This is a genomic window from Tatumella sp. UBA2305 (genome assembly GCF_002345795.1).
GTDB classification, from domain to species: Bacteria; Pseudomonadota; Gammaproteobacteria; order Enterobacterales; family Enterobacteriaceae; genus Tatumella; species Tatumella morbirosei.
Genome location: NZ_DDVT01000019.1, coordinates 1 through 23,565, shown reverse-complemented (window position 1 = coordinate 23,565; position 23,565 = coordinate 1). Strand labels below are relative to the sequence as shown.

General features: G+C 48.8%; 23 protein-coding genes and 1 pseudogene. 12 read left to right on the top strand and 12 right to left on the bottom strand.

Annotation, left to right across the window (positions count from 1 at the left end; all coding sequences use genetic code 11):
* Positions 1–40: 40 nt before the first annotated feature.
* Positions 41–994: an aldo/keto reductase gene (locus tag B3Z23_RS12030; protein WP_294910292.1), complete on the top strand. Its 954-nt coding sequence runs from the start codon at positions 41–43 to the stop codon at positions 992–994.
* 401 nt (positions 995–1,395) lie between these two features.
* Entirely contained in the window at positions 1,396–1,815 is a 420-nt protein-coding gene (locus B3Z23_RS12025) for a DoxX family protein (RefSeq protein ID WP_294910290.1), read from the top strand.
* Between the two features lie 118 nt (positions 1,816–1,933).
* Here B3Z23_RS12025 and B3Z23_RS12020 read toward each other — a convergent pair whose 3' ends face one another.
* Positions 1,934–2,335: a winged helix-turn-helix transcriptional regulator gene (locus B3Z23_RS12020; protein ID WP_294910288.1), complete on the bottom strand. Its 402-nt coding sequence runs from the start codon at positions 2,333–2,335 to the stop codon at positions 1,934–1,936.
* A 128-nt stretch (positions 2,336–2,463) separates the two neighbouring features.
* Between B3Z23_RS12020 and B3Z23_RS12015 the strand changes: the two genes are divergently transcribed.
* Positions 2,464–3,528 (top strand): NAD(P)-dependent alcohol dehydrogenase, encoded by a 1,065-nt coding sequence (locus B3Z23_RS12015; protein WP_294910287.1) that lies wholly within the window; start codon positions 2,464–2,466, stop codon positions 3,526–3,528.
* Positions 3,529–3,567: 39 nt separating this feature from the next.
* Here B3Z23_RS12015 and B3Z23_RS12010 read toward each other — a convergent pair whose 3' ends face one another.
* The 3 genes from B3Z23_RS12010 to B3Z23_RS12000 all read right to left on the bottom strand — a co-directional run bounded on the left by B3Z23_RS12010 (position 3,568) and on the right by B3Z23_RS12000 (position 7,161).
* Positions 3,568–4,590, bottom strand: a complete 1,023-nt coding sequence (locus B3Z23_RS12010) for an ABC transporter substrate-binding protein (protein ID WP_414716487.1) — start codon at positions 4,588–4,590, stop codon at positions 3,568–3,570.
* Positions 4,584–6,704 carry a TonB-dependent receptor gene (locus tag B3Z23_RS12005; RefSeq protein WP_294910285.1) on the bottom strand — a complete coding sequence of 707 codons (2,121 nt, stop codon included), beginning with the start codon at positions 6,702–6,704 and terminating at the stop codon, positions 4,584–4,586. The genes B3Z23_RS12010 and B3Z23_RS12005 overlap by 7 nt, the downstream gene beginning before the upstream one ends.
* A 274-nt stretch (positions 6,705–6,978) precedes the next feature.
* Positions 6,979–7,161, bottom strand: a complete 183-nt coding sequence (locus tag B3Z23_RS12000) for a hypothetical protein (RefSeq protein WP_294910284.1) — start codon at positions 7,159–7,161, stop codon at positions 6,979–6,981.
* A 42-nt stretch (positions 7,162–7,203) separates the two neighbouring features.
* Between B3Z23_RS12000 and B3Z23_RS11995 the strand changes: the two genes are divergently transcribed.
* Positions 7,204–7,500: a hypothetical protein gene (locus tag B3Z23_RS11995; RefSeq protein WP_294910282.1), complete on the top strand. Its 297-nt coding sequence runs from the start codon at positions 7,204–7,206 to the stop codon at positions 7,498–7,500.
* Between the two features lie 66 nt (positions 7,501–7,566).
* Here B3Z23_RS11995 and B3Z23_RS11990 read toward each other — a convergent pair whose 3' ends face one another.
* On the bottom strand, positions 7,567–7,983 hold the full coding sequence (locus B3Z23_RS11990) for a lysozyme inhibitor LprI family protein (protein WP_294910280.1): 417 nt from the start codon (positions 7,981–7,983) through the stop codon (positions 7,567–7,569).
* A 93-nt stretch (positions 7,984–8,076) separates the two neighbouring features.
* Between B3Z23_RS11990 and B3Z23_RS11985 the strand changes: the two genes are divergently transcribed.
* On the top strand, positions 8,077–8,850 hold the full coding sequence (locus B3Z23_RS11985) for an AraC family transcriptional regulator (protein WP_294910278.1): 774 nt from the start codon (positions 8,077–8,079) through the stop codon (positions 8,848–8,850).
* A gap of 7 nt (positions 8,851–8,857) precedes the next feature.
* On the opposite strand, the gene leuA is transcribed toward B3Z23_RS11985, so the two are convergent.
* A complete protein-coding gene (gene leuA / locus B3Z23_RS11980; RefSeq protein WP_294910276.1) occupies positions 8,858–10,543 on the bottom strand; it encodes a 2-isopropylmalate synthase in 1,686 nt (561 codons plus the stop codon).
* A gap of 219 nt (positions 10,544–10,762) precedes the next feature.
* Between leuA and B3Z23_RS11975 the strand changes: the two genes are divergently transcribed.
* Complete coding sequence (locus B3Z23_RS11975; RefSeq protein ID WP_294910274.1) at positions 10,763–11,335, top strand: sugar O-acetyltransferase; 573 nt, start codon at positions 10,763–10,765, stop codon at positions 11,333–11,335.
* Between the two features lie 33 nt (positions 11,336–11,368).
* On the opposite strand, the gene B3Z23_RS11970 is transcribed toward B3Z23_RS11975, so the two are convergent.
* From B3Z23_RS11970 to B3Z23_RS11960, 3 genes are all read right to left on the bottom strand, one after another.
* The gene (locus B3Z23_RS11970; protein WP_294910272.1) at positions 11,369–11,950 is read right to left on the bottom strand and encodes a YceI family protein; all 582 of its coding nucleotides are present in this window, start codon (positions 11,948–11,950) and stop codon (positions 11,369–11,371) included.
* Positions 11,951–12,130: 180 nt separating this feature from the next.
* Positions 12,131–12,559, bottom strand: coding sequence for a secondary thiamine-phosphate synthase enzyme YjbQ (locus B3Z23_RS11965; protein WP_294910270.1), 429 nt, complete (start codon positions 12,557–12,559; stop codon positions 12,131–12,133).
* 74 nt (positions 12,560–12,633) lie between these two features.
* Complete coding sequence (locus B3Z23_RS11960; RefSeq protein WP_294910269.1) at positions 12,634–12,774, bottom strand: hypothetical protein; 141 nt, start codon at positions 12,772–12,774, stop codon at positions 12,634–12,636.
* Positions 12,775–12,957: 183 nt separating this feature from the next.
* Here B3Z23_RS11960 and B3Z23_RS11955 point away from each other — a divergent pair, with 183 nt between their 5' ends.
* Complete coding sequence (locus B3Z23_RS11955) at positions 12,958–13,863, top strand: alpha/beta fold hydrolase (RefSeq protein ID WP_294910267.1); 906 nt, start codon at positions 12,958–12,960, stop codon at positions 13,861–13,863.
* 23 nt (positions 13,864–13,886) lie between these two features.
* Positions 13,887–14,060 carry a hypothetical protein gene (locus B3Z23_RS11950; RefSeq protein ID WP_294910265.1) on the top strand — a complete coding sequence of 58 codons (174 nt, stop codon included), beginning with the start codon at positions 13,887–13,889 and terminating at the stop codon, positions 14,058–14,060.
* On the opposite strand, the gene B3Z23_RS11945 is transcribed toward B3Z23_RS11950, so the two are convergent.
* The 3 genes from B3Z23_RS11945 to B3Z23_RS11935 are packed head-to-tail and all read right to left on the bottom strand — an operon-like array spanning position 14,043 to position 18,488.
* The gene (locus B3Z23_RS11945) at positions 14,043–15,377 is read right to left on the bottom strand and encodes a TolC family outer membrane protein (protein WP_294910264.1); all 1,335 of its coding nucleotides are present in this window, start codon (positions 15,375–15,377) and stop codon (positions 14,043–14,045) included. The genes B3Z23_RS11950 and B3Z23_RS11945 overlap by 18 nt on opposite strands.
* Complete coding sequence (locus B3Z23_RS11940) at positions 15,377–16,702, bottom strand: HlyD family type I secretion periplasmic adaptor subunit (RefSeq protein WP_294910262.1); 1,326 nt, start codon at positions 16,700–16,702, stop codon at positions 15,377–15,379. The genes B3Z23_RS11945 and B3Z23_RS11940 overlap by 1 nt, the downstream gene beginning before the upstream one ends.
* A 1-nt stretch (position 16,703) precedes the next feature.
* The gene (locus B3Z23_RS11935; protein WP_294910260.1) at positions 16,704–18,488 is read right to left on the bottom strand and encodes a type I secretion system permease/ATPase; all 1,785 of its coding nucleotides are present in this window, start codon (positions 18,486–18,488) and stop codon (positions 16,704–16,706) included.
* A gap of 439 nt (positions 18,489–18,927) precedes the next feature.
* On the opposite strand from B3Z23_RS11935, the gene B3Z23_RS11930 reads away from it, so the two are divergent.
* From B3Z23_RS11930 to B3Z23_RS11915, 4 genes and pseudogenes are all read left to right on the top strand, one after another.
* A complete protein-coding gene (locus B3Z23_RS11930) occupies positions 18,928–19,356 on the top strand; it encodes a hypothetical protein (RefSeq protein WP_294910258.1) in 429 nt (142 codons plus the stop codon).
* 311 nt (positions 19,357–19,667) lie between these two features.
* Positions 19,668–20,318 (top strand): hypothetical protein, encoded by a 651-nt coding sequence (locus B3Z23_RS11925; RefSeq protein WP_294910256.1) that lies wholly within the window; start codon positions 19,668–19,670, stop codon positions 20,316–20,318.
* Between the two features lie 91 nt (positions 20,319–20,409).
* Positions 20,410–21,060: a hypothetical protein gene (locus B3Z23_RS11920; RefSeq protein WP_294910255.1), complete on the top strand. Its 651-nt coding sequence runs from the start codon at positions 20,410–20,412 to the stop codon at positions 21,058–21,060.
* Positions 21,061–21,328: 268 nt separating this feature from the next.
* Positions 21,329–23,565: pseudogene (locus tag B3Z23_RS11915) on the top strand (hypothetical protein); the annotation flags it as partial.

The following is a 23,565-nucleotide window of genomic DNA, read 5'->3' as shown; positions in this document are numbered from 1 at the left end:
CAGCGACTGACTATGTATGACTATCAGGAGAATTTCAGAGATGACTAAACGACTTCTCGGACAGACTGATTTGTCCATCACCCCGCTGGTATTTGGCGGCAATGTGTTCGGCTGGACCATTGATGAGCCAACCAGTTTTAAAATACTGGATGCTTTTATCGATCACGGTTTTGATACTATCGATACTGCCGATGTTTATTCCCGATGGGCTGAAGGTAACCAGGGGGGAGAATCCGAAACCATTATCGGCCGCTGGCTGAAAGCCCACCCGGGCCGCCGTGAGCAGATAAAATTATTCACCAAAGTCGGTGCAGATTTAGGGATTGAAGGCCATAAAGGACTGTCTAAAAAATGGATCATCCAGGCAGTAGAGGATTCCTTGCGCCGTCTGAACACTGATTATATTGATCTCTACTTTTCCCACTGGCCGGACCCTGAAACTCCCTACGAAGAGACGCTGGAAGCCTACAAAACCCTGTTGGCAGAAGGAAAAATTCGTGCAGTAGGTGCCTCCAATCTTGATGCCACCCAATTGTCTGATGCCCTTAATGTCGCCGCTCAACACTCACTACCGGCCTATCAGGTGCTACAGCCGGAGTATAACTTATATGATCGCAGCAGTTTTGATGGCCCCCTGCGCGATCTGTGTATTAAGAAAAATATTGGTGTTGTGACCTATTACAGCCTGGCATCGGGTTTTCTGACCGGAAAATATCGCCAACAGGACGATTTACAACAAAGCAAACGCGGTTCAGGAATCAGTAAATATCTGAATCCACGTGGCTTTAAAATTGTGGATACCCTGACCAGCGTGGCAGAAGAACATAATGTCAAGCCGGCTGAGGTTGCACTGGCCTGGCTGATTGCCCGCGAAGGCGTTACGGCACCGATTGCCAGTGCCACCAGTATCAGTCAGGTCGAAAGCTTTGCGAAAGCTTTGCAGCTTTCGCTGACACCTCAACAGTTATCACTACTGGATACCGTCAGCCATTAGTCTGCTGCGCTCAAAGCCATTCAGAGGGGCCATGCTGGCCCCTTAAATCTCTTTATACCCGTGATTCTCTGACTGCCAGCCAGAGACTACGTTTACTGATAATAATGCTCCTCAGCGGTGAAATGCCCTCGTTGTTGAACGAGAGACATTGTCTCAGAGCATCATCTCCCCCGGACTACCCGTAGAATTTCTCAAAAATTCATTAATACTCTGAAAGTATGTCTTTGATTGTCCGAAAATTGCCATGCTCTTCCGGACGTTGACGCCAGCCCGACGGGGTAGCCTGCGATGCGCAAAAACAAAAATTACCACTCTAAATTTTTGATGTTTTCATTCAAAAAAAACCGGTGATGTTTTTGGTGCTTTTAACGTACCTTACGCCTTTTAAACGGGGAAATTTAATGAATAAGCTGATTACTGGTTTTGATCGTGCTGTAGATCATCCTGATTTTGCCAAACTCCTGTTGCGTCTGGTGTTTGGCTTGCTGATGCTGTTTCACGGCAGTTTTAAACTGGTACATGGGGTCGACTGGATAAAACCCATGTTGGCGGCCCATGGCTTACCAGGGTTTGTGGCCTATGGAGCCTACATTGGCGAAATCGTGGCACCGGTATTAATTATACTTGGCGTCTGGACCCGCGTCGCCGGGCTGGTATATGCCATTAACCTGGTATTTGCGGTGGTACTGGTGGTGGGGGGTAACTTCTTCAAAACCACCGACGTGGGAGCCTGGGCGTTGGAAACTGAAGCCCTTTATTTCTTTGGCGGTCTGATCATTATGCTGCTCGGTGCGGGTAAATACAGTATCTCCCGTCAGTAACTATTGTTATTACCCAAAAATTTCCTGCCAGTCTGTGTCCAACAGGAAATATTGACTGTGTCATCAGTTGTTGTTATTGACTGCCGGCGAACCTGTCGGCAGTTTTTTTATCCGGCACCTACTCCTCCCCCGCCTGACTTTGGGAATTACGCAGCAGATTTTCAGACATTTCATCCAGTGCCTGCTGATTAGCCAGTCCCCACAAATACAACTGTTCGACAGGCTCTGCTACTGTTTTACCCAGCACAGTCAGCGAATACTCCACTTTCGGCGGGACTACACTAAACACTTCCCGATGGATGAGTCCACGCATCTCCAGTTCTTTCAACGTCTGAAACAACATTTTTTTGGAAATGCCCTGCAGGCTGCGTTGTAGCTCCCCTGTTCTGGCTGCGCCCTGAGGCCAGTGCCAGAGAGCGTGCAGTACCATACTGCTCCATTTCACCGAAAAAAGATCCATCAGCCTGCGCGGCCCTGAATCTGCATAAAAAAACAGCTTATCTCCAACCCATTCCGGCATGTTATGCTCCGCGATAATCCATAGTCACCAAAAGGTAACTACTATCATTAAAGGTTCTGCATATCTATAGTGTGCCACTCTTTTTACCCTATAACACTTCGCGGCAATAACCCGCTGGCAGGTATCCTATGCAAATTAACTCTCTTATGGCCCTGAACCCTGAAGCCCCGCTGGTAACCGGTTCCCTCTCTCTCCGCCCTCTTCAGCCCGGGGATATCCGTATTGATATTCTCTATTGCGGCGTCTGCCATTCCGATTTGCATATGGCACGCAATGAATGGGGAGTCAGCCAGTATCCTCTGGTGCCGGGGCACGAGATTGTCGGCAGAGTCAGAGAAACGGGAGCAGCGGTCAGCCGGTTTCAGGCCGGTGATTATGTCGGTGTCGGAGTGATGGTTGATTCCTGCGGAGAGTGTCAGTTCTGCAGACAGCAGGAAGAGCAATATTGCAGTCAGGGTTTTACGCCAACCTATAACGGTACCGATCGTCACACCGGTAAAAAAACCTTCGGCGGCTATGCTGAGCAGATCATCGTTGACCAGAATTTTGTCGTCTCGGTTCCTGATAATCTGCCCTTACATGCCGTGGCGCCACTACTCTGTGCCGGGGTCACGGTCTGGTCTCCCCTGAAACATTACAATCTGCAACCCGGCCAGAAAGTTGGGGTCATTGGATTAGGGGGGCTCGGTCATATGGCAGTCAAACTGGCCAGTGCTCTGGGTGCTGAGGTGACCTTATTCACAACTTCCCCGCAGAAAGGTGCCGATGCTCTGCGGCTGGGTGCCACTCAGGTGGTGATCTCAACGGACACGGCGCAGATGGCTGATTACAGCCAGCAGCTGGATATGATTATTGACTGCGTTGCCGCCCCGCACTCTCTGGATCCTTATCTGAACACGCTGAAAACCAATGGCCGGATGATGCTGGTGGGTATTCCTGATAATCCACACCCGGGCCCGGAAATCACTCCAATGGTTTTCAGACGCCTGAGCATCGGCGGCTCGTCCATCGGTAGCATTGCAGAAACTCAGCAAATGCTCGACTTCTGCGGACAGCACAATATTACGGCAGACGTTGAAGTGATAGGCGGTGAGGAGATTGAAGAAGCATTTAACCGTATGCTTGCGGGAAAAATTAAGTATCGCTTCGTCATTGATATGCAACGAACCCGTTGGGATGTCGCTGCCGGATAAGTATCGTGCCGCCCGTATAATTGACGGGCGGCATACTGCTCATTGTGGTGGCAAAGCTGCCAGGATACGCTTCGCCTGAACGTCAGTCAGTGGGTAGCCGAAAAATTGCTGATAAAAATCACAGGTCTGGCGAACCATATCCAGCTCCCTGAATAATGCAGGATGCAGTAACCGGGCGGCCCACTGGATTTGCAGGGCAGTTTCGGTTCCGTAGCGATCCCAGGGAAATACCCCGGAAGGATTACGCACTACATGATGTTGCTTAACCGCGCGTAACTGACTAAAAATCCCCTGAAAGGGGGACTGCTCCAGGGTTCCTGCCGACGCATCCAGAATAATATAATCCGGTTGCCAGGCCAGGACCTGCTCAGGGGTAATCTCCTTCATATTACCGTCAACTGTCGCGGCAACATTTCTGCCCCCCGCCAGCCTGATCCAGGTGTCTATCAGCGTATTGCGTCCGTCAACTTTCAGCGGTTTCAGCGACTGAATATGTAACACTGTCGGACGCTGTTGCTGGCTCAGCCCACGGGTTTTCTGACTAATCATCGCAATTTGCTGGTTAAGGTAATGGTTATAAGCTTCGGCACGCTGACGGGCCTGTGGCGTACCCACGACCGCCGCTGTGGTCAGTAACGAACGCTCCATAGAGGGAAAGTCATCAAAATTCATCATCAGCACGGGAATTCCTGCCTGACGGTAGCTCTGCGCTGCCGGATCATTTTTCGAGACAAACACCACGTCCACATGCCTGAGTACCAGCGCTTCACTGGAAAACTCATGGCCAGGCGTCTGAAGTGCTTTGTACAAAGAAGGTTGCACTTTGAACATCCAGGGACGATCTTTAGGGTGGTTTACCGTAGCCACAATACGGTCTCCTGCCCCTAACGTCATCAACAGTGAGTGGTGAGCAAACCAGCCATCAGCAATCCGGTGAGCACTGGCTGGCACCGTCACCTGGTGCCCTGCATCATCCGTGACCGTCTGTGCAGCCACCCACGGACTGACAAACAGACTGAACAGCAAGGCCGCTAAGCCCGGGAGTTTAATTTTTATCAAAATTGCACCTGCATTGAGACTTCGGCCATCCGTGGTTCACCTACAGAGGCACTGGCATAACCCGCACCGGTATAACCGTTAAGGCCACCAGGTACGATGTTGGTCCAGTAATGTCGGTTAGTCAGGTTAGTGATATCCAGCCGGAAGGTTGTTGCTTTGGCAAACAGTTGGGTTTTCCATGAACTCCCCACATCCAGAGTGGTATAGCTACCTACCCAGCTGGTATTAGTGTTATCCGTGGCGCGACGTCCGACATAACGTACCCCGGCATGGACTTCAGAACCCTGCCATAGCGGCAGATCATAAGAAGCGAACAGGCTGGCAGTATAACGGGACAGACCGACCACCTGCTTATCACTGGTAGTGGTACTCGCCGTATCCAGCAAACGAGGATCCAACCAGGTCATCCCCCCATAAATATGAATTCGTTGAGTGGCATCACCTTCAGCCATTAACTCCAGACCCCGGTTGCGTTGTTCACCGTCCAACGCATACACGCCATCACTGTCGGTATAAGCAAACGGACGTTTAATCTGAAACAGTGCGGCAGTCAGTAGCATCCGGCCTACGGCCAGTTTGCTGCCGGCTTCAATTTGTTTACTGCGGTAAGGGGCCAGAATGTTACCGGCGTTAGCGGCTCCTGTCGGTGCCGTATCTCCTTGTTGCAGGCTGTCGGTATAGGTCACATAAAGTGTCAGAGGTTCGACGGGTTTGTACAACAGACTGGCAGAGCCACTGAAACCACTGTCAGAGGAATCACTGGTCCTTGTTCCGCTGGCCCCATAGTTTGAGGTCGCTAACTGGCTTTCACTGCCTGCCAGAATGGTACTCCACTTTGGCGAAAACGTCAGAGTATCACTTAACAACAATGACGTCTGGGTGGTACTGGCCGAATGATAACGGTGAGTAAAGTCAGGATAATCTGGCTCAGCAAACGCTTGTGGATTATCCAGTGAGGCGCTGCCCAGCGTTTTGGTCCCACCCGCTACCGGGTTATAGTTTTTCCACGAAAAACCACGAATCTCCGCAGAAATCTGATGAGTCACCGGTCCGGTATCCTCTTCTCCACTGATATTCGCCATATAACTGTTAATGGTGAAACGGCTGGCTGTGCTGGTTGAAGATGTCGTGGTGTAGTCGCCGGCATTATCGGTCAGGGTATTGGTGACTGCGGTAGATTCACGATCGGCAATCTGACGCAAAAAACCAATCTCGCCGAGCCAGTTACCATTAAAATCATGTTTCAGATGGATGCCGGCGGTCAGCGTATGATTGTTATTACCCGCATACGACTGCCCAAGATGCGCTGTTTTTGGGTTCGGGGCTGAGGGGAAAGAAACACCGCTGGCCAGCGCAAATTTCCCCGGCAGGCCTTTATCGTAATAGTGGTAATAACTGAAATTGGTTTCCAGCAGGGTTTTGTCGGTCAGGTTAGCATCCAGCGCGAGGCTAAACATCTGACGACGAATTTTGCTGCCTTTGACATAACCGTCTCCTTCATCATCCAGCACATTAGCGCGGTAGCGGATTCTGTCATTACTGTCGAGCGGACCACTAAAATCGCCAGCCAGCTTATGGGTCAGTCCGGTCCCTCCGCCAAGGGTAAGGGAATGATATGGAGTCTCCGTGCCGCGTTTTGAGACGAAATTAAACAGCCCCGCCGGATTTGCGGGTCCATAGAGTGATCCCGCCAGACCCTCGAGAACTTCAATATGGTCAAACTGTTCTACCGGATAATCGGTAGTCGACACCACATTTAATCCGTCAATCATACTGTTTTGTACCACACTGCCTTGCATCCCACGGGTCTGTGGCCGGGCACCATCCCCCTGGACCGAGGGCATATACCGGTACAGTTGATTAACGCTTTTTAACTGCTGAGCTTTCATCATAGGCGCAGAAACCGTCTGTACAGACCAGGGAATATCTTTAACGCGGGTTTTTCCCAGGTTACCGGGAGTGGCCTGTTGTTGGGTTGCATCAGCACTTTGGGTGGGTTTTGCTGAGACCACCAGCGTTTGTCCGGGATCCTGAGCCGCAGCCGTTGCTGAAATACTGGCCAACAATGAAAGACACAGCAGACTCTTTTTTCCCTGAAATTGCTTACAGATTAGCATTATTATTTTCACTATTTTTTTTATTTAATTTTCCCCGAAACAAAGGGTTGCCACTGCTTTTCGGGAGCCAGGAAAGCAATATAACGCTATATAATAAGTTATATAACGATTAAATAAATTAAAACGTTTCAGGATGTTTATTCGCCGTAATCCGGCTTTTCATAAAAACTCTGAATGTGATATCCCACGCAGTTACCCGCACCTGATGCCACTCTCTCTTATCCCCCCGGGACCGTTGAGCTGACGGCATGCAGCTTTGCAGATTTAACCTCGTTTACGCCTGCTGAAAACACCCCGTTCTTTTGGATGATTCGGACATGTCGTCCCCACTGAAAACGCTTTCAGCCAGAAGCCCAATGGCGACCAAAACCACATTTTTTCCGCCAACAGAAACAACTGTTGGGATATCGAAAAACAGGTAAACAACATGCAAATCCGGTTGAAGTACAGGCAGCACTTCACCGATCCTGCAGAGGACTTAAATTTAAAGGAGTTCATCATGAAAAAACTGGCGATTTGTCTTACTGCACCACTGTTACTGGTCTCTGCATTGTCCTACGCTGCGCCGGGCCCACAGTCTGATGACCACCATGACTTTGAACATCACATGCACGGCGGCATGCATCCTCCGCATCCCATGCCGGTCTACGCAGTGACCGAAACAACCTCGACACCCGCCGAAACACTGAAAAATCTGGTGGCTCAGGTTCCTCAGGTCGATGCCGGAAAATACCAGGTAAGGATCGAAGTGTTGCCACTGCCGCCAAAACCAGAAAAACCAGCGGCTGCACATTAATCTGATGTGTTTTATCTGAACTGCAGGGCCGTGTTATGCCTCCGGACGACTCACGCGGGGGCATACTCAGCCTTGCAGATCGGTACTGCGACGTAAGGAATACAGCTCTATCGCCTGGTTACGGGTCAGACGCATACTGGCCTCACTCATTATTATCGACCAGATAGTACCCTGTTGCTGCCGGTAAAATGCCCGTAAGGAATCAAGATAACGGTCGCGGTAGTTTAGCCAGGCGCGCTGTGAGATTTTCATTGCCGCCCGGAATTCCGGCGACTGACCCTCAATAAGCAACCGGTACTGCTGATTTAGGGCTTTATCCCATGCCTGTTCAGCCACTGAATAACAGTCCACACTGTCAAGCGTAGTGACGGCTTTCTGACTACACTCTTTCAACGAACTCTCGATCGATACGGCAAATTCCGGCTCTGCCAGTACCGGCAGAGAAAAAAATAGCCCACTCACTATTATCATTTTCAACATCATCACCACTCCCCGGGACATTACCGGTTATAGTCTTTCCCAAACCCGACTATAGTTTCCGTCAATAATAGCCCATGGATGTGTAAAGGTAACTTCATGCACGATGACTTTCTGGCCCCCGGCCAGTCACTGACGACCGTCGCGATTGATTATCCGCATGGTGCCGCAGAATCCGGCCACAGCCACCGCTGCTGTCAGCTGATTCATCTTCTCAGTGGTCTGGTCAGAGTCACCACGCCTGCCGGAGACTGGCTGGTTCCACCTGGCCGCGGTGTCTGGTTGCCCGCCAGAACAGTTCACAGTCTGAAATTTACCGGCCATGTGCGGGCCAGAACGTTGTTTGTCGACCCGCTGGCCCGTGCTGACCTGCCAGCTCAGTGTCAGGTGGTGCAAATCACCCCGTTGCTCAGAGAGCTGATTAATGCATCACTGGGTATTCCGGCCCACTTTCTCTCCGGTGGCCGTGATGAACGAATTATTGAGTTGATTCTTGATGAGCTTCGGATAATGCCAATACTCCCGCTGAATTTACCCGACCCTGTTGATCTGCAGCTACTGGCGGTATGTGAAGAGATAAAACAGAATGTCGCGGAAAACTACGAACTCGAACAGGTGGCAAACCAGCTTGGCATTAGCGGCAGAACCCTGTCGCGCCGCTTTCAGCGCGAAACCGGCCTGAGTTTTAGTGACTGGGTAAGACGGGCAAAAATTATTGCCGCTATGAATGCACTGAGCCAGGGTCATTCGGTACTGGAGGCTGCCCTGGAAGCCGGTTATGACAGTCCGGCAGCCTTCAGTGTGATGTTCCGGCGGATACTGGGCGTCTCCCCCAGTGAATACAGTGCTTCACCGGTGCAGTCGCCAGACTAACCGACCGTCAGGCCTTAACGCCTTTAATGCTTTCCAACTGACCGCAGGCATTAAACAGAGCCTGCAAAGATGCAGCAGAAACATCGTTATCAATACCTACACCGATTAAGCGTTCACCGCTGCCGGACTGGCAACTGACATAAGCCACCGCCCGGCTGTGACTTTGATGACCCAGGGTATGCTCATCGTAATCACCAATCTGAGCCTGGATATCAAAACTGTGGCATACGGCATCCACCGCCGCCGACAGCAGCCCGTTACCACTGCCGCGGATTTGACGCTGCCCTCCCTGATATCCGACCGTAGCCGTGAAATGACGAATATCACGATCATCACTGCGAATTTCATAACTCAGCAGTTCAATGACCGGTTGTTCACTCAGTCCGTAACTTTGACGGAATAACCGCCAGATATCGCCACTGCTCATCTCCCGACCGCTGGCATCCGTTTCGCGCTGTACCACTTTGCTGAAATCGATCTGTACCCCTCGCGGTAATTTCAGGCCATGATTCTGTTCCAGCAACCAGGCCGCACCACTCTTGCCGGACTGGCTGTTCACTCGGATCACGGCTTCATAATTACAACCGACATCGACGGGATCCAGTGACAGATAAGGGATCTGCCACGGCTGATCCGGATTCTGCTGGCGGACAGCAAAGCCTTTTTTGATAGCATCCTGATGAGAACCTGAGAACGCGGTAAACACCAGCTCACCGGCATAAGGATGACGAGGGTGTACGGGTAACTGATTACACTGCTCTACCAGTTCAACAATCTCCGGCAGATTACTAAAATCCAGCCCGGGTGAAATCCCCTGGGTATAGAGATTCAGTGCCAGAGTGACCAGATCCACATTACCGGTGCGCTCACCATTACCAAACAGGCAACCTTCAACGCGATCGGCTCCGGCCAGCATCGCCAGTTCTGCACTGGCGACTCCGGTGCCCCGGTCATTATGCGGATGGACACTGATGGACACCTGTTTCCGGCGGCTGAAATGGCGGCAGAACCACTCAATCTGGTCGGCATAAACGTTCGGAGTATTGACCTCAACCGTCGCCGGCAAATTAATAATCATCGGTCGTTCGTCACAAGGGTCCCAGACCTCAGCGACGGCTTCACACACTTCCAGCGAAAAATCCAGTTCAGTAAAACAGAAGGTTTCTGGTGAATACTCGAAGGTCCAGCGGGTCTGCGGATATTGCTCAGCCAGCCGGCGAATATGTTTTGCGCCTCTGACCGCCAGTTCCCGGGTCGCTGCTTTATCCTGGTTAAACACGACTTCACGGAACAACGGTGAGGTGGCGTTGTAGAGATGAACAATCGCCTGAGGAATACCCTTTAATGCTTCGAAAGTACGCTCAATCAGATCATTACGCGAAGGCGTCAGTACCTGGATAATCACATCGTCCGGAACAGCCTTATCATTAATCAGGCCACGAACAAAATCGAAATCCGTCTGCGAAGCGGAAGGAAAAGCCACCTCAATTTGCTTAAAACCGCAGCGAACCAGCATCTCAAAAAACTGCCGTTTACGCGGGTTATCCATGGGTTCTGCCAGTGACTGGTTACCGTCACGCAAATCACTGGAGCACCACTGGGGAACTTTAGTTAATGTATTACCGGGCCACTGACGATCGGGCAAATTGACGACCGGATAGGCCAGATATTTCTTTGACGGGTCAGCTAACATAATGACGCTCCATTTCGCTCAACATCGGAATATGCACTGAGTATGTCCCAAACGACAGGCCGTTGCGCCTCCTTAACTGACAGCCATCTTTGCGTAACGGACAATTTGCCCTCTCATTGCGCAATTCAGACAAAAAGAGCACCACGCAGACAGATAATTACCCTATGCTCATCAGGCGCAGTGAAAATTCCACTTTCCCTCTGACAAGGAATAATAACCATGAATAAGATTACCCGGGTCGCTGATGGTCAGCTGTATGATGCTAACCACGATTCGGCCATTCTGGCGCTGAGAACTCATGTAAAACAGGCCTGTGCCCGTTACAACCAGACGCCGGCCGAGGACATTGAGTTAAGACGCCGCATGTTAAAAAATTTGCTCGGAAAATGCGGACCAAATATTGTTATCGAACCACCGTTTTATTGTGATTATGGCTCGCATATTTTTCTTGGTGAAAATTTCTATGCTAATCACAACCTGATTATTCTGGATGCCGCCAAAGTTACCATTGGCGACAATGTGTTTATTGGTCCCAATGTCGGATTACATACCGCAGGTCACCCGCTGGATTATCCGACCCGCAACCAGGGACTGGAATATGCACTGCCAGTGACTATTGGTAATAATGTCTGGATTGGGGCAGGTGTGAATATCGTTCCCGGAGTATCGGTGGGGGATAACAGTGTCATTGGTGCCGGCAGCGTGGTAACTAAAAATATCCCGGCAAATGTGGTAGCCGCAGGTAACCCCTGCAGAGTGTTACGTGAAATTAATCAGAGTCCGGCGAGTTAATCACCGGCTCTTTTACCATAATTTATTGTCTGGTTACTGACCGTGTGCTTCGGTAGAAATAGTCAGTGTCACTTCATCAGCAACCTGCGGGACATACTGATCCAGTTTAAATTCGGAACGTTTAAGTGTAGCTGTTGCATCAAATCCTACTGCGTTTTTTTTCAGCATCGGCTGTTCACCCAGTTTATTCAGTGTGGCGTGCAACGTTACTGGTTTCGTGATGCCTTTTAAGGTGAGCTCCCCATAAACAGCATATTTATTGTGGCCTTTCTCCACCACTTTGGTGCTGCGGAAAGTCGCGGTCGGATATTTGGCGACATCAAAGTATTTGTCACCACGAAATTCTGAGGTCAGCGCAGGAACATGTGTATCTATCTGATTCACCGGAATAGTCACATCAAGTTTAGCTTTGTCCGGATGTTGAGGGTCAAATACCAGAGTCCCCGAGGTAGCAGGAATATTGGCAGTCGGGTGAGAAAAACCAAAATGGTTCCATGTCACAATGACTGAAGTATGATTAGGGTCCAGTTGATAGGTCAACTCCTGAGCATGTGACAGGGGAATATACAAACTTGCTAACGTCATCAGAGGTAAAAGGGCTTTATTGAGTCTCATTAAATACTCCGGATAAATGAAGTGTGATATTGATATCCTTGTAACACTCTAATCATTTAAGCTTTATTCATAGCCAATATTTTTGCTGATTATCATCAAATTCATTCAGTAATATCAGTAGTAAACAATAACTCATAAAAACTAATTTTCCGTATTTAACAATGTAATTAAATGCAAAGTTTAACGGAACGCTTCACCCTGTAATGTCAGTACCACGGTCCGGCTACCACCATGATTTCGGTGTTCACATAAGTAAATACCCTGCCAGGTCCCTAAATTCAGCCCACCCAGAGTCAGTGGGATCGTAAGAGCCGGTCCCAGCAGACTACTTTTCAGATGCGCTGGCATATCATCACTGCCTTCATAAGTATGCTGGTAATAAGGCTCATTTTCCGGCACAGCATGATTAAAAAAACGTTCGAAATCCCCTCTGACCGTCGGATCAGCATTTTCATTAATGGTCAGAGAGGCTGATGTGTGCTGAATAAAAATATGCAACAGACCTTTCCTTATTTGTGCCATCTCAGGCAAGGACCGCTCAATTTCAGCAGTGATCAGGTGAAAACCCCGACTACGCGGGGCAAGTTTTACGGTTTTCTGAATCCACATAAGCTCACCTTCAATAACAGAGTTCGCAGACAGGATATCATTAGCGGTTATCACAGTTCATCTCCACCGGTGTTTTAGCGGCTGCCTAAATCCCGATGCTGCTCAGGGCCGAAGATCTGTCGGGTGAGTTCATGGCAGCGACAGATTTTGCCGTCGCGCAATTCAAACTGAGCCATGACCTCAAATTCACTGACCTGTCCGTCGTCGTGGGTCACTGCCTTCTCCTTACCCCTAAAGATTAGCGCTTTTCTTTTTTACCGGAATATGCAACCATTAAGGAATCGCTCATTTCCTTATTTTACACGCCAGTTGATATCAGCTAACAAATATCTTGCTGACATTCTGAAAAACCACAACCAATAAGGAAATGATTAATCCATAATTAAGGAGATTATTTTATGCCAGACACCACTCTCACACAGGGCTGGTCACAGCCGGTCGATCATCTGCCAGGATTCCATCATCACTATCAGACGGTGGAAGGTGTAAGAATACATTATGTCAGTGGCGGTAATCCGCAAGGTGAAGTCCTGTTACTGCTGGCGGGGTTTCCCCAAAGCTGGTTTGCATGGCATAAAGTGATGCCACATCTGGCTGAGCGCTTCCGGATTATTGCCCCCGACTTACCTGGCCAGGGCGATTCAGACAAACCCCTTCACGGTTACGATACGCTGGCGCTGGCAGGAAAGATTCATGGGCTGATGCAAATTTTAGGTATCGGGCGTTACTCTCTGGCCGCACATGATGTGGGCGCCTGGGTGGCCTGGCCCTATGCTATGAAATACAGCCAACAGGTCACTAAACTGGCACTCCTGGATGCCGGTATTCCCGGGATTACCTTACCCGAGGCTTTACCGGTTTCTCCGGATAATGCCTGGAAATTGTGGCACTTCGCCTTTCATCTGGTGCCTGATTTACCTGAATCCCTGATTCGTGGACGTGAGGACATTTATCTGGAATGGTTTTTACGCCGTAAAACGGTCAGTCCGATGGCGTTCAGTGATAGTGATATGGCGGAATATCTGCGAATTTTTCGCAAGGATGGAGCACTGCGTGCAGGGCTGGCCCCTTACCGTGAAATAGCGCTGTCGGCAGAACAAAACCGACAATTGCGTGACCAGGGTAAACTGACGGTTCCTCTGCTGGCAATCAGTGCTGATCAGGGTTCGATTACCGATATGGCGGCCCCGTTACGTCAGTTTTCAGAGAATGTTACCGGCATCACTATAGCTCACAGTGGCCACTTTATTCCGGATGAACAACCCGCCGCCCTGGGCAGTGCACTGAATGAGTTTTTCAGTTAACAAGCCGAACAGGCGGCAACAGTGTGTCTCCCGTCTGTCGTGGTCACTTATCAGGTGCTGGCAGTACAGCAGTCATTGCCAGCATGGCGAGGAATAAACTCACTGACAACGCGTTATCCGTCGGTAACCGCCAGAGCGGCGCGGCGCTGAGCCAGTATTCATCGCCACCGGACTTCGGTTTACCGGCGCTCAAATAATGAGGCCAGTTGCTTTAACACCCCGCCATCCAGAATCCCTGCATAATAATGCAGTTCCAGCCAGGCGGAGACTGCAGTGTAGCGCGCTTCCGACAGATCTCTTTGTACCGAGCTAAGCTGTAGCTCTGCATTCAGCACATCAGAATTGATACGTTCTCCTCCCTGAACACTGCTTTTGGTCGCCACTATCAGGGTCTGCTGAGTTTTCTCCGCAAGCTGAAAGGCGGAAATTTTGGCCCGCGAGCTCTTCAGCAAATGATATTGTTTAGCTATCTGTTTGCGGATTTCATTGGTCTGTAAATCCTTACCGTAAATCGCTTGCTGATATTGCGCCTGAGCCCGGCGGGTCGCCGCTGCGGTACCGCCGCCGGAAAAAATCGGCACACTGATTTGTATTCCTACGGTGCCGGTGTCATAGCGCTGAAGGTAATTTGATTCACCCTCTGAATAGGTGTTTCTGTAACTGGCGATTAAGGTGGCGCGCGGAAGATGCCCGGCCCGCTGTTTCTCAATTTCCTGCTTAGCTATCTCAAGAGAACGATTCTGCGCCAGCAGTTGTGCATTATGCCTGATCGCCAACGTCAGCCAGTACTGGTAACTGTTTGATTCTGAACGCAGTACTGCTGGATTTTTCAGCAGTGGCGTAAGTTCTGCAATTTTTACTGTAGTTCCGGTGATTAACTCCAGGTCCTGCAGACTAAGCTCCAGATTATTTTGTGCGGCTATCTTCTCAGCACTGGCCAGATTAAGTCGCGCCTCAGTTTCAAGAATATCGGTCCGTGTTCCTTCGCCGGCCTGATACAGGCGCTGGTTAAGTTGATACTGTTCGGTAAAAACACGTTGTTGCTGTTCAACCAGTTGAGTCAGCTCTGCCTGATACAATGCCGCCGTATAGGCGTTGAACAACCGCAACAGTAATCTCTGCTGCTGGTCACGCAGCAGTTGTTCTGCCTGCTCTGCCCCCGCTATCCCCTGCCGGTAAACCGACCAGCTTTCATAATCCAGCAGCGGCTGACGTAACGATAATGACGAAACATAACTGCCATACTGGCGTTCACCAGGGCGGTTGCCTGAAGTCACCCTGGAATCGTTATACGATTTCTGATAGTCATAAACCACTTTAGGCAATAGTGCCGACAGCCCGATAAACTCCTGCTCCTTGCCGGCCTGGCTGGCCTGAAGCGCCGACTGGTATTCCGGATCATTCACCAGGGCACGCTGCCAGGCTTCTGTGATCCCCAATGCATCAACTGACTGAGTCCATATCAGGCTCAGCCAAAAGCAATATTTTACCTGTTGCGAAGTCAGTTTCATCATTACTCTTCCGTGAAGGCCGGTTTCAGGCGGTCGGACAATGGCTTGAACAGGTAGTTGAACAATGAGCGCTCACCGGTTCGAATAAAAGCTTCGACAGGCATGCCCGGGCGAACATTGAAGGTGTTAATAAAGTCATTATTCTCTCCCTCCACCCGGATATAGAGCGCGTAATAAGGCTGATCCGTGGCAGGATTCTGTAACTGGTCTGCGCCGACTAACGTAATACGGCCATTAATGCGTGGGGTCGTGCTTTGATTAAACGCGGTAAACAGCAGTTCTGCCTGAGCGCCCGGTGAAACTTTATCTATCAGGTTCACCGGCAATTGCGCGGCTATCTGTAACGGTTGTTTATCAGGAACAATTTCCATCAGTACCTGGCCGCTACCGACAACGCCCCCCTCGGTATGTAATGCCAGCCCCACCACCAGGCCACTGGCCGGCGCAGTAATCACTGTATTATCGAGTTCATATTCAGCAGCCCGTAAACGCTGACTCAGGTCCTGCTGAATATTTTGAATATCAATCAACTGGCCGTGGATCTCTTTCTGGTAATCGCTGTTACGTTGTACCAGTGTGTGTTGCAGTTCAGTACGTTGTTGCTGCAGCCTGGCAATATTGCTGCTTTCCTGCTGCCGGGCCCCGGATAACTGATAACATTGTCGCTCCAGCTCTGACAGGCGATTAGTCGCTACATACCCCTGCTCTGCCAGCGGCCGTAATCGCTGGATCTGCTGGCGAAGCAGTTGCCATTGTGACTGGTAGTTATCTGCCATGGCCTGCGCACCGGAGATTTGCGCAGTCATTCCGTCAATGGCTGAGCGTAAGGCAGTGGCTTCCTGTTGGCGTGAAACCCGGCGGCTGAGGAAAAGCTGTTGCTCTGCCGCGCGTAACTCTGACATAAACTGCGGGTCAGGCACTGTCGCTGTGTTAACCGGTTCCTCCTGAAAGATGACCCGGGGCAAGTCATCACGTTCTGCCAGCAGGCGACTCTGGCTGGTCCTGGCCTCAAATCGCTGATGTAACAGATTATCCCGCAGTGCCCGTGCGGAGGTATCGTCGAGTACCACCAGTACCTGACCGCGCCGGACATATTGCCCTTCACGCACATCCAGCCTGGCTATCCTGCCTCCCGACACGGGTTGTACCGCCTTTCTGTTTTCCGCCACCATGACCACGCCGGAAACCATCACGCCTTTATCCAGCGGTGCCCATGATGCCCACACCAGCATGCCTGTAAATAAAAAAGCCACGCTGACGACACCGTAACGCACCAGCTTCAGCGGTCGGGTAAACTGAGCTCTCTGCTCCGGTCGCGGTTTTAGCATGTCAGTTAACTCCCGGTGGGCGGCTGGAATCAGGCGTGCTGTCCGGGGAGCGATTCTTTTTGCCGGCGCGACCTGGCAGCGGTTGACCGGGAGTGGCCACGCGCTGCATAAACTGCTGAGTAGTGCCGGAATGACTGATCCGTCCGTTATTAAGAATCAGTATTTTATTACTGCAGGGCAGCAGCAATCGGGTATGAGTGATGATGATTTGTGTACTGCCGGCAGCTTGTTGTCTCCTGATGGCGGTAATTAATGCCTGCTTTCCCTCATCATCCAGGCTGGCATCCGGTTCATCCAGTACTATCAGCCGTGGAGAATGATACAGGGCTCTGGCCAGGCCCAAACGCTGTTTCTGACCGCCTGAAAGTATTACCCCGCCCGGTCCCAGTGGCGTATCGTAGCCTGCCGGCAGTTGCAGTATCATCCGGTGGATACCTGCATGACGGGCTGCCGCCACGATTTTTTCTTCATCCGGCTCAGCGAAACGGGCAATATTTTCAGCCACCGTTCCTTCAAAAAGTTGAATATCCTGGGGAAGATAGCCGAGGTAAGGCCCCAGGGTCAGCGGGTCATACTGATGAATATCTGCGCCATCCAGCCGGACTGACCCCGCAAAAGGTTCAGCAGCACCCACTAACAACCTGGCAAGCGTCGATTTCCCGCCACCGGAAGGACCGGTAACCATCATCACGTCACCAGGCTGCAATTCAAAACTGATATCACGAAGCGGATATTTAGCCAGACCAGGCAGTTTTGCCGAGAGATTCTCCACCCGCAGGTTTCCGTCAGGTGGAGGCAGAGGCATCGCCTGTTTAGCTGGCGGGAACTGTTCTAACAGTGCACTTAATCGTTGCCATGCCTGTTGGGCCTGCACCCAGCCTTTCCACACAGCGATCAGTTGATCGACAGGCGCCAGAACCCGACCAGACAATATCGACCCGGCAATCATCATCCCCGGGGTAATCTCGCCTTTCAGTACCAGCAATGCGCCGAGCCCTAAAACTCCGGACTGTAACGCCAGTCTGATAAAGCGGGTCGTCGCCGCGACCAGGGCGCTTTTTTCACTGACCAGATTTTGTTGCTGTAAAAATGCCTCATGCTGTGTCAGCCATTTACGATACATCGCCTCCTGCATGCCCATCGCTGCTATGGCTTCTGCCTGACGTAAACAGGTATTCGCCTGCAGAGTCGCTGCAGCAGAGATCGATCCTGCCTGATTCATGGCATCGTGTGTCAGACGTTGATTCAGCCACGCCAGCAGAATTAAAATTATGGCTCCGGCCAGTGCCAAGATCCCCAGCCAGGGATGAAGCAAAAATATGATCAACAGGTAAACAGGAAACCAGGGGGCATCAAAAAACGCAAATAATGCATTGCCACTGGCAAACTGCCTTAACAGGGTCAGGTCAGCCAGAGACTGTGAGGCATGTGCGGTACTTTGACGGAGAAAACCTTCAAATGCGCTGAAAAATATACGTTTGTTTATTCTGGTATCTAAATAAGCCCCCAGTCGAATCAGTAATATATTTCGAATCCATTCGACAACCCCGATTGAAATAAATAACCAGATAACTATGAGCGTTAACATAATAAGGGTTATTTTATTTCCGGAAGATAATACCCTGTCATACACCTGGAGCATATACACCGAGGGAGTCAGCATCAGAAGATTAATAATCACACTGAAAAAACCGATACTCCACAGCTCTTTTTTGCAGCGTAATACACAAGCGACTAACTCGTTCTTCCCGGAAAATTCAGAAAAGTAATGTCTCATTTTTTCCATTGACTATCCCTGTCAGTGATAACACCTCAAAGCCTGACTCCCCGGCGGCATTGCGGTTTGAATGCTGATATTAACTTTCCATAGTGAATACCCGGATAATGGCAAGAAAATAATTTTTTGTCGAGATCCCGGGTCATGATTCCTGATTTACTCACTGTTTATTTTAAAATCACTAATAAATTCATTAAATTAAAGCCACGAACAAAGTCATTTTACTCTCAATACTTCACCCACAGTGTTTATCCATTAAGAATATTGCGTATTTTTTATTTTTTATTGAAATATTCACATTCCTGGAAGGATATCAGCAGTGTTATTTTATCGCCAATCATTAAAACATCGACAGATTATCATACTTATTATGTCAGACTCCTTACAACAGGAAGTTTTTATGAATCAGTGTCTGACATTTTTTTCAGGGTAGAAGGAAAAGGTCATTATGGATAATAGTACTGAAAAAAATCCTAAAGTTATTACCGGAAAGCGTTATCTGATACTGGGAAGACCGGTTGGATTATTATTGCTTTGTCTGGCCGCAATCGTCAATTACGTCTACTCCATACTAATACCGGTATTTTACATATTAGCAACTCAATTCCCGACGGACAAAGACATCCACTATACTGAAGGTCTTTTTACCTACAGAGAGGTGGGCAGAAACTATTATCAGATAGGCGTCAAAACTGGTAGAGAAACTGAATTTTTCTCATGCAAACAAAATTATCTCGGACCACACTTTTGTGAAATAGAAAAAATTTATTACGACCAACTCACAGAATATTTAGAAAAAAATAATAAACGGACGAATATAGATCTTAAACCTAAACTATATCAACAATGGCAGGGGAAACCAGCAAAAATTGGCTGATTCAGTCAAAGGTATAGTTTGTTAAGCACCAGGAGAAGAGTTGTCCAGGTCATCGTTGACGGTAAAGAGGTTGTTAAAAATGAGAGTGTGAAAAATATCATTAACAAGCGAAAAAAAAACTGGTTTATTGATCTTATAGTGTCACTCCCTTTTCTCATAGGGATAGCCTATCTCACTACATTATTAATTTCAAATAAGGGAACTAATGATGAAAAATAAATCCATCACATCAGAGTGCTTAGATAACTCACCTCACCCCTTACAAAAATTCAAGTTACTTTCTGTTCCTAAATAGCATGTAGGTATAAATTATGGATAACCAACATAGCGAAAAGTCTAAGAATATTACCGAACATCGTTATCTGATACTGGGCCGCCCTGCCGACCGATTGTTAGTTTGTCTGGGTGCAATCATCTATTATCTGTATTGCATACTTATCCCGATATATTATGCATCAGCAATTAGCTTCCCGACAGAGCAGGATATCCACTACACTGAAGGTTTATTTACTTACAGAGAGTCCGGCAGGAAACATTACCAGGTTGGGGTAAAAACAGAGAATAATACTGAATTCTTTTCTTGCAAGTCATCTTATTTTGGTACAGACCTTTGCGAAATAGATCGACAATACCGTACGCAATTAGAAGAAGAATTAAAGAAAAACAAAAAACCAACTAACGTAATTCTAGAACCAATAATATATAAAAAATGGCAGGGAAAACCAGCAAAAATTGGCTGGTTCAGGCAAAAATATAGCTTATTCAGCACCGACAGACGAGTTATCCAGGTCATCGTTGATGGTAAAGAAATAGTTTCAAATGAGAGCGTAAATAAAGATATGCTTAGGAGTAATCACGACTGGGTTTTTAATATAATAATCTCATCACCTTTTTTAATCATTACACTCTACCTCACCATAAATTTAATTTTAAACAAAAAGGATATTTTCTATGGAGAATAGAATCATAGAAGCCGTATTCTTTGGCAACTTACGTTATCCCTTTGAAACATTAAAGTTACTTACTGTTCCTAATGGCAGGCAGGTATAAATTATGAATAATCAACATAGCGAAAAGTCTAAGAATATTACCGAACATCGTTATCTGATACTGGGCCGCCCTGCCGACCGATTGTTAGTTTGTCTGGGTGCAATCATCTATTATCTGTATTGCATACTTATCCCGATATATTATGCATCAGCAATTAGCTTCCCGACAGAGCAGGATATCCACTACACTGAAGGTTTATTTACTTACAGAGAGTCCGGCAGGAAACATTACCAGGTTGGGGTAAAAACAGAGAATAATACTGAATTCTTTTCTTGCAAGTCATCTTATTTTGGTTCAGACCTTTGCGAAATAGACCGACAATACCGTACGCAATTAGAAGAAGAATTAAAGAAAAACAACAAACCAACTAACGTAATCCTCGAACCAAAAATATATAATAAATGGCAGGGTAAACCGGCAAAAATTGGCTGGTTCAGGCAAAAATATAGCCTGTTCAGCACCGACCGAAGAGTTATCCAGGTCATCGTTGATGGCAAAGAGGTAATTTCAAAAGAGAATGTAAACAAGCGCATCACCAGAGGTAATAACAACTGGATTTTTGACATAATAATGTCATCACCTTTTTTAATTCTTACACTCTACCTCACCATAAATTTAATTTTAAACAAAAAGGATATTTTTTATGGGAAATAAAATTATAGAAGCTGGATTTGGTAATTTACTATCAGCCATTAGTACAAAGACTAACACTGCATCATCAATTAATAATATTGTTAATGCTAATAAAGATAACGCATCATTAAATGATTATCTTAAAGTGGGAGTCAGTACCTCACAAACCGCCGAATCCTTTTTGAGCATGATGGGAAAAAACCTGCCTTTAATGAATGTCGCCGGGAAAAGCATTCCGGTTGTATCTGTGCTTTTATCCGTCGCAGGGGTTTTGGCAGACTCTAATTCTATGAAGGATTCCTATGATTCTACAGGAAAACTTAACAAAAGTGATATTTACTCGGCCCTGGGACATCTCGCTTCTGCTGCCAGTGCAGTCGCTTTGGCAGTCGCCGCAGGTGCGGCCTCTGCCCCCCTTGCGCTGGGAGCTGCCGGCGTATTAACCGTTATTGCAGGTGTGCTATCAATCGCCAGTATGGCGGCTGACGGCGCTATCGACCCCGCTAAGTATATAGAAAATATCAGGGATGCCTTAAAACCGCTCAGTGATTCGCTGGGCGATGCATATGATAGTGCCATAGAAACCCTGTCGGCCAGGCTGGATTCCGCAGTTAATGCCTTTGATGCGCTGACGGATTTTATGAACGATGCGATGAAACCGCTCGCCGATCTTGCCAGGTCTTTTTACGGGGATGCTGCCGAAGATGCCGCCAATGATGCTGCCGACCAGGCAACGGATGCCGCTGACGATGCTGCCAGCCAGGCAAGCCCGCTGATTGTCGATCTTGACGGTGACGGTGTGGAAACGGCAGAAGATCCGGTTTATTTCGACCACGACGGCAATGGTTACGCACAACTTTCCGGCTGGGTTGGTAAAGACGATGGTTTACTGGTGCTGGACCGTAACGGTAATCATATCATTGATGATGGCAGTGAGCTGTTTGGTAATAACACGTTAAACTCCTCCGGCAAAACAACAGCGAATGGTTTCCTGGCGCTGGCAGATTATGACAGCAACGGCGATGGGATCATTAACAGCGAAGACCAGATTTTCACCAGCCTGCAAGTCTGGCAGGATCGTAACGGAAACGGCATGACCGATGAAGGTGAACTTCTCAGTATGGAACAGGCTGGGATTGCGGCTATTCAGCTGAACTGGAGAAACAGTAAACTCACCGATGAATATGGAAATGAGTTCCGCCAGCAAGGCCAGTACATTAAAACCGATGGCAGTCTGGCAGAAATCACCGACGTCTGGTTCAGAGAAACCAGCAGTCACACCCGGGATAAACATAAAGTCGCGGTGAGTGACGATATTGCCAGCCTGCCAGATATTACCGCTACCGGTAATGTCAGTAATTTACATCAGCTCATCGCCCGGGGGGACAATGTCCTCAGAGATCTGGTGGAACAGTTTATTCAGCAACCTGACCAGCAATTACGTTATCAGCTGGCCGATAAAATCATGCGACAGATGAGCGGAGCCAGTAATTACGCTGAAGACAGTCGCGGGCCATTTTTTAATGCCCAGAAGCTGTTTGCCCTGGAAGCCTTTTTAGGCGGTGAATTCAGACAAAATGGTAATCCTAATCCCTTGAGTCAGGCAGCCGAACGTCTTGAATCTGCTTATGATATTTTACTGAATAACTTTTATGCGCAATTAATCGTGCAAACCCACCTGGCCCCGTTAATCGATCAGGTTAACTGGGATATAGAAAACCAGCAGATCGTTGCTGATAGTAGCGAACTTATCAGGACACTCCGGGAAGGGATAAATCAGTCCGATCTGACCGCCGGGGATCAGTTAGTCGATTTATTCATTGTTATAAAATCCCTGAACACTGATTTTACCCGTCAACTGACGAAACAACTCTCGGAGCTCAGCAATGCAGAGGGGGATACTTTTGAGCGATTACTGGATCTATTATTGCCCGATCTTTCATCCCACCGGCTGACTGGTAATTTCGGTAACGACACTCTTTCCGCCGGGAATCAGGCCTCTGTGATGTATGGACTGGATGGCAACGACACACTCACCGGTTCAAAATTTGCTGATACGTTATATGGCAACAGAGGCGACGACTACCTGAATGGCAGCTACGGTAATGACCTGTATATCTACGCCCGTGGTGACGGCCACGATACTATTGAGGAATATTCCTACAAAGGGACTGACGACCGGCTGTGGCTGAAAGACATCACCGCCTCGCAGGTGACGGTCAGTCGTGACGGGGCCGATATGCTGCTGATCATTGCCGAAAGTACCGCCGGGGCCGGCGACGGCGGCTCGGTACGGCTGGCGGGCCAGGCCGCTTCGGGCCGTTATGAGACCGGTGTGGAATGGCTGGAGTTTGCCGACGGCACCCGCTGGAATCAGCAACAACTGCGCGAACAGATGTTTGCCACCGCCATGACCCCGGGCGATGACCGGATCAGCGGTTCGGATATGAATGACCGGCTGCAGGGCGGGCAAGGCGATGACTACCTGAATGGCAGCTACGGCAACGACCTGTATATCTACGCCCG